The organism is Amycolatopsis thermalba (genome assembly GCF_003385215.1).
In the GTDB taxonomy this organism is placed as follows: Bacteria; Actinomycetota; Actinomycetes; order Mycobacteriales; family Pseudonocardiaceae; genus Amycolatopsis_E; species Amycolatopsis_E thermalba.
In genome coordinates, this window is record NZ_PQHW01000094.1 from 20256 (window position 1) to 27217 (window position 6962).

Genomic DNA, 6962 nt, shown 5'->3' on the forward strand with positions numbered 1-6962 from the left:
ACCAGATCAACACTTCCCATATCACCGGGCCACGGTGACAGACTGGTCATGCAGCCCGAGACACTGCGAAGGGGAGCGGGGATGAGCGAGGATCTTCCGAGCTGGGCCCGGCGCATCCGGTCGATGCGCGAGGCCCGCGGCTGGTCGCAGACGGCCGCCGCGAACGAGATGCGCAAGCACACCGAGGACAGCTTGCCAGCCACCGAACATCTCGCCCGGCGTTGGAAAGACTGGGAACTCGGCAAGAGCAAGCCGAGCGCCTTCTATGCGCCGGTCATCGCGGCCACACTCGGGACCGTCACCTCAGCTTTGTTTCCGCCTGAGGTAAAGCACGAAACCGGGCTCGAATTGGTCAGCGCAACGGGCATGGACACGCTCGAAATCGTCAGCAGGCTTCATGCGTCGGACGTAAATGACACCACACTTGAAGCTGTGCGGATTACCGTCGATAAGCTGTGCTCCGAATATGCACGGCAGCCACCACTTGAACTGATCACCGAAGGCCGTCAGTGGCTGCGACGCCTCGTGGAAATGCAGGAACAACGGCTCACCTTCCGCCAGCGTCGGCAATCGCTGGAAATGGCGGGGTGGCTTGCCCTTCTGGTCGGCTGTCTCGAATACGACCTTGGCGACCGACGCGCTGCGGAAGCCACGCGGCAATCAGCGTTGAGCCTCGGCAAGGAAGTCGAGAGCGGCGGAATCATGGGCTGGGCACATGAAATGCAGGCATGGTTCGCGCTGACCTCTGGCGATTACCGGGGCGTGATCGCCGCAGGGCAGGCCGGAGAGGCCGCATCAGGGAACCACAGCGTTTCTGTGCAACTCATTGCACAGCAAGCGAAGGCGTACGCCAGGATGGGGATGCGTGATGAAATGCTGCGCACGCTCGAACGAGGGCGCGTCACGCTCGATCAGATGCCCTACCCCACGAATGTCGAGAACCATTTCGTAGTCGATCCATCGAAGTACGACTTCTACGCGATGGACTGCTACCGACACACGGGAGAGGACAAGCTCGCGCGCGAGCTTTCCGACGAGGTGATCCGGGTCAGCACGGGGTTCAACAACCACGAGCGCTGGCCCATGCGAGTCGCTGAGGCCCAGGTGACCCTTGGGGTCATCGCCGCCCGGCAAGGCGATGTGGAGGAAGCCGTAGAGCGTGGCCGGCGCGCCATCACGGGCGACCGGAAGTCGCTCCCGTCGCTCGCGATGGTGTCGCAGGACCTGGCCACGGTCCTACACGAGCGATACGCCGGACTCCCCGAGGTTGACGAGTACCTGACGCAGCTCCGGAACCTTCGGCGGCCCGCCTGAGGATGAGTACGCGAATGAGGCGCCGCGCCCGGGATGAGTTTGCTCATTCGGCGCACCCAACCCCGCTGAGCTGCCCGAATGAGCCGAATGAGCGGATGAGCACACCCCGACGCCGAGAGCAAACAAGGCTGGAACAGTGGGGGTAGCGGGGGCTCGCAGAACTCATTCCGCCCTGCCTCGGGCGGACAAGAGCGCACCAAGGGAGCACCCCTCCCCTTGCCCGCTCCCTTGCGCTCTTGCTCCCTTGCTCCCTTGCCGCCCCGGACCGCTCGTCGTCGTTAGGATCCACGACCACGGCCCCACGGTCGCCGCTGGCGGCGTCTCCACCGGCGGCGGGTGGGGCGAAGTGCCAGGGCCGCAGAGGGCGGCTGAGCGGCTGACGGAGGGTGCAGTTTGGGTTGCAGTTCAGGCCGGTACGACTTCCCCCCACTGTTGCAGCCGTCTCACAAACCCGCTGGTCACAGCGTTCCGGCCGATCTTGAACTGGGCGGAGCGGAATTGGAAATCGTGTTGGGTGTAACAGCCCTCACGGGTTCGAATCCCGTATCCTCCGCTCTTCAGCCGGACGCCGGGCACCCACTGGGGCCCGGCGTTTCGCGTTCCCGGGGCTGACCCGGCCGTGTGAACCGGCCCCGCACTTCACCCGGATGCACCAGTGACCAGGCTCATGCTCCGGTCCGCTCTACCGATAGTTTGTTGACAGGCCGCACACGCGGCCGTACAAACCGCTAGCTCGAGGAGAACCCGCGTCACTATGGCCGGAGTGGAAGAGATCCGCGCTGGGATCGCGATGGCGAACGAGAAGTGCAACGCCAGCGTCGCAGCCCTCCAGCAGGCCGCTCAGGCACTCGAGGAGGCCCAGCAGATCCTGGGCCAGGTCACCTCGGGAAGCACGCAGCCGGAGGTGACCCAGGCGAACAGCATGCTCGCCGAGGCGCTGCAGGGCATCAGCGGTCAGCAGAACACGATTCAGGCCGCGGTGTCCTCGGCCGAGTCGTACGCCGCTCGCCTCTAGATGTTCTCGCTCCCCGAGCTGCAGGCGCAGCTGGCCGCGTTCCGTGCGAAACTGGCCGAGGCAAGCGAACACACCAACCGTGCGGTGGAACTGTTGGACGAAGCACGCGAAGTGATCGTGAACGCCCATGAGCAGGCCGACGCGTGGGTGCCGCCCGAGCTGGCGGCGGCGGTCGACCGGCTCGGCAAGGACGCCGACCGGCTGCGCGCCGCCGACGATCTGGTGAACACCTACCTGGCCCGGCTGTAGGCGCGCCATGCCGAAGGCCAACGAGCAGAAACGCCGGGTCGTGGCGGCCCTGGGCACCATGCGCGAGAAGCTCGGCATGGTGCTCGGCGCGGCGCAGGCCGGCCGCCAGATCGCCGAGACCGAGCTGGCCCGGCTCCAGCTGGAACAGCAGATCGTGCGCGTCGGCATCGACGCCGCGGCCGGGGACGAGAACCTCACCGCCGCGCTCCGCAGCCCGGTGATGGCCGGGGTCCGGGACAAGCTCAACGCCCAGCACGCCGCGTTCTACACGGACGCGGCGACCGTGCCCGCGCGCCTGCGCGACCTGGTCGCCCGCGTCGCGCCGGGGCCGGTGAGCCTGCCGTCCAGCGCGTGGCTCGGCCGCCCCGGGCGAGAGCCGCTGAAGCCGCCGCCGCTGTGGCGCATCGGAGCGTCCACAATGGACGATTCCGGTCCGTTCCCGGTGATGGTGCCGCTGCTGGACGACTCGCACCTGGCGATCACCACGGCCGTCCGCGGCCGCTCGGCCGTCGAATCCCTCATCGAGAGCCTGCTGCTGCGCGTGCTCAGCACGATGGAGCTGGGTTCGGTGCGGATCCACCTGTGGGACGTCGCGCAGCTGACCGCCGTACTGCCCAACCTCTACCCGCTGTCCCGCACCTCCGCGGTCACGCTCTACGACCCGGACCAGCTCGGCGTCCTGCTCGACGAGCTGACCGGGCACATCCGCCGCATCCACGCGCACACCATGCAGGCCGGCCACGCGTCGCTGCGCGGGCTGCGCGACCAGCTCGGGCAGCGGGTCGAGCCGTGGCGGGTCGTCGTGCTGTTCGGCAACGGCGAGACCTGGGCGCCGGAGCCGCTGCGGGAACTCAAGCGCATCGCCGGCGCCGAGCCGGCCGCCGGGATCTCGCTGATCACCGTCGACATCCCGACGATCCTGGGCGGCGCGTTCGAGAACATCCGCATGCTCGACGAGCACCACGCGGCCACCAGCATGACCGGGCCCAACCTGGTCGTCGACCTGGACCCGCCGATCCCGTCGACCGAGGTCAGCGCCGCGGCGAGCAGGCTGGCCGACGCGATCGTGGAGAAGCAGGGCGGGCCGCGGTCGTTCCGCGACCTGCTGCCGGCCGAGCTGGGCCAGGAGAACTCCGCGCGCGAGCTGCGGGCGCCGGTCGGGTTCTTCGAGGGCGATCCGGTCGAGGTCGTCATCGGCGACGCGAGCCCGCACGCGCTGATCGGCGGGCCGAGCGGCTCGGGCAAGACCAACTTCCTCTACGCCCTGCTCGGCAGCCTCGCCGCGCGTTACCCGCCGGACGAGCTCGCGCTGTACCTGCTGGACTTCAAGGAGGGCGTGTCCTTCGCCGGGCTCGCGCCGGGCCGCCGCGACGCGAGCTGGCTGCCGCACGCGCGCCTGATCGGGGTCAACGTCAACACCGACCGCGAGTTCGGGCTGGCGCTGCTGCGGTTCCTCGCCGACGAGCTGCGCCGCCGGTCGGCCGCGGCCAAGGAGCACGAGGTCACCGACCTGGCCGGGCTGCGCGCCCAGGACCCGGACGGGCACTGGCCGCGGATCGTCGCGGTGATCGACGAGTTCCAGTACCTGTTCGCGGGCCGCGACGGGGTGACGAACCAGGCCACGGCGCTGCTGGAGGACATCGCGCGGCGCGGCCGCGCCCAGGGCATCCACCTGATCCTGGCCAGCCAGGACATCGCCGGCATCGACGCGTTCTGGGGCAAACCGGCGGTGTTCGAGCAGTGCACGCTGCGGATCGCGATGCCCAAGGCGCGGCGCGTGCTGGCCGAGACCAACAACGCGGCCGTCGCCGCGCCGAAGTGGCACGCGGTGATCAACCACGACTCCGGTGTCGCGCACGGCAACCAGCTCGCGCACGTGCCGGACGCGAGCAGCAAGGACATCTTCTCGTCGCTGCAGCGGGAGCTGTGGGAGCGCTACGCCCAGGAGCACCAGCGGCCGCGGCTGTTCGACGGCGCGCACTCGCCGGTGCTGGAGCACTCGGCCGCGTTCGCCGCGCTCAGCCCGGGCGGGCCGCCGCGGGCGCTGCTGGGGCAATCGATCGACGTGGCGGACACGGCGTGCGCGGTCGAGCTGACCGGGGCGCCGGGCCGGAACCTGGCGGTCATGGGTACCGCGATCGCCGAGGCACTGTCCATCATGGACGCCGCGGCCCGGTCGCTCGCGAAGCAGTACCCGCCGCACGAGGTCGAGTTCCTGGTGGCGTGCCTGGTCGACCGGTGCGCGCCGGCGGTCGGCGAGCTGGCCGACGGTCTGGAGGCGGACGGGCACCGCGTGGTGCGGCTGAGCGACGTCGAGCTGGGCGAGCACATGGCCAAGCTCGCCGAGGAGCCGCCGGAGCACGCGCGGATCCTGCTGTTGTACGGCGTCGACGCGGCGCTGCCGATCCTGGAGCAGAAGCAGCCCGGTCAGCTGAAGAGCGGGCTGGACCACTTCCGGGTGGTGCTCAAGCAGGGGCCCGGGAAGGGCACGCACACGATCGGGTGGTGGCGCAGCACGGCGCGGCTGAAGGACACGCTCGGGTTCGCCGGCACCGACGACATCGGGGCGTGGGCCGCGCTGGACGTGCAGGGGGCGGAGCTGAGCCAGTTCGCGGCCGGGCAGGTCGTGCACTGGTCGCCGCGGCCGGGGCGGGCGCTGTTCTTCGACCGCAGCACGCACGTTTCACCCGAGGTGATGATCCCCTTCGACCGGCCGGAGCACCAGGCATGAACGCGGCGATGGAGTACAAGCAGATCGTCGGCCTCGCCGGGAAGGCGGCCGAGGAGCTGCGGGCGTGGGAGCGGCGGCGGGCCGAGGAGCTGGACGCCGAGATCGCGGCCGCGGAAGCCGCCCTGGCGGAGGCGAGGGAACGCGAGGCCCGCACGGCGCAGGGGGCGCAGCACTGGTGGCGGATGGCGCAGGACAACGTCAGCCGGCTGCCCTGGCTGGAGGTCGGCGCCGACCCGGCGCCCGCACCGCACGCCTACGCCGCGCGGCTGGACCTGTACCTGCGCGAGGTCAAGGAGAGCTACCAGGAGCTGGTGGACGCGGTGCTGTCACTGGGCTGGCGCGCGCGGCGCTAGTTCGCTGGGTGCGCGCGGTGGTGGCCGGGCGCGCCGGCTGGACGGGGCGGCACGTGTGGCACTGGGCCCAGCGAGGGGCACCAGCCCCAGCGGGCGGGCGCGGCGCCAGCCGCGCGAGGGAGCACCACCCGAGCGGGCGCGGCGCTAGCCGGGGGGCACGGCTTCGGCCGCGCATGGGCACCAGCCAGGCGGGCACGATGCAGCCGCGCGAGGGGGCACCGAGTGGGTGCGGCGCCAGCCAAGCGGCGAGGGCATCAGCCCTGCGAGCGGTGCTGGGTGGGCAGCCCCGCACCAGCCGGGCGGCGGGCACTAGCCGACCAGCGCAGTGCTGGATGGGCTGGCGCGGCACAAGTCGAGCGGATGCCGACGCACCCAGCAGATGCCTGGCGCTCAGCGGATGCCCGGTGCCACAGCGGTGGCCGGTGCGCCACCCGCGGGCGCGGGTCGGTGCCAGTCGTGCGGCTCGGTACCGCGCGCGACGCCGGCCACGGGGCGTGTGGGAGCTCGGGCGCGCGGCGCTAGTTCGCTGGGCGGAGCCAGCTCTGGGGCTCCAGTGTGTCCGGCGTGGGCGTCGGGCGGGGGACGTATGCCCTGGCCCAGCTCAGGTCGCTCCGCAGGGTTGCCGGCACCGCGGGTGAGACCTCGCGGCGGGACAGGTGGTCGACGGTGGCGCGAACCCAGTTCATGACCTTCCAGACGTTGCGCGCCTGTGGTTGGTTCCCCACGGAACCGCTGGGGAGTCGGTGACGTCGTAGCAGCCGAGAGGAAGAGGAACCCGGTGAACCGCGAGCTGACCACGAAGTCCGAGACCGTCGACGAGCGGCCGGTCGCGCGGCGGCGCCAGGCCGCTCAGCAGGTCACCACCGCCCAGGACGACTGGGGCCTGGTCGAGGTGGGAGTCGCCGCGGACGGGGAGATCCTCGAGGTCGCCATCAACTCCGCCCTCTTCGAGCACGTCAAGCCGATGGACCTGGCCGAGGCGATGCTGCAGGCCGCCAGGGCCGCCCAGCGGCGGGCCAGGCAGCTGCACCGCTGACCACCACCACCCAGACCACCCGGCGGCGGGCCAGGCAAACACACCACCCACCCTGCGGGCCAGGCAACGGCAGCACCGACCGCCGCCAGCCACCCGGCGGCCGGCCAGGCAACCGCACCGCCGACGGCCGCCACTCAGCGGCGGGCCAGCAGCTGCACCGGCGCCCCCACACCATCCGGCGGTGGACCAAGCAACCGCACCGCTGACCACCGCCACCCACCAGCCAACGGCCGGCCGAACAACCCACCGCCCACCGCCGCCACC

General features: G+C 70.9%; 6 protein-coding genes. All 6 read left to right on the forward strand.

The genetic code is table 11. The features are described from left to right. Positions 1-81: 81 nt before the first annotated feature. Complete coding sequence (locus D0D15_RS28065; RefSeq protein WP_094008748.1) at positions 82-1314, forward strand: helix-turn-helix domain-containing protein; 1233 nt, start codon at positions 82-84, stop codon at positions 1312-1314. A 754-nt stretch (positions 1315-2068) separates the two neighbouring features. After that, a complete protein-coding gene (locus tag D0D15_RS28070; protein WP_017986316.1) occupies positions 2069-2329 on the forward strand; it encodes a hypothetical protein in 261 nt (86 codons plus the stop codon). Then, positions 2330-2578 carry a hypothetical protein gene (locus D0D15_RS28075; RefSeq protein WP_094008747.1) on the forward strand — a complete coding sequence of 83 codons (249 nt, stop codon included), beginning with the start codon at positions 2330-2332 and terminating at the stop codon, positions 2576-2578. It begins immediately after the preceding gene. A gap of 7 nt (positions 2579-2585) precedes the next feature. After that, a complete protein-coding gene (locus D0D15_RS28080; RefSeq protein WP_115944878.1) occupies positions 2586-5309 on the forward strand; it encodes an FtsK/SpoIIIE domain-containing protein in 2724 nt (907 codons plus the stop codon). Then, entirely contained in the window at positions 5306-5662 is a 357-nt protein-coding gene (locus D0D15_RS28085; RefSeq protein WP_094008745.1) for a hypothetical protein, read from the forward strand. The genes D0D15_RS28080 and D0D15_RS28085 overlap by 4 nt, the downstream gene beginning before the upstream one ends. Positions 5663-6440: 778 nt before the next feature. After that, positions 6441-6698 carry a YbaB/EbfC family nucleoid-associated protein gene (locus D0D15_RS28090; RefSeq protein WP_094008744.1) on the forward strand — a complete coding sequence of 86 codons (258 nt, stop codon included), beginning with the start codon at positions 6441-6443 and terminating at the stop codon, positions 6696-6698. The last annotated feature ends 264 nt before the right edge of the window (positions 6699-6962 follow it).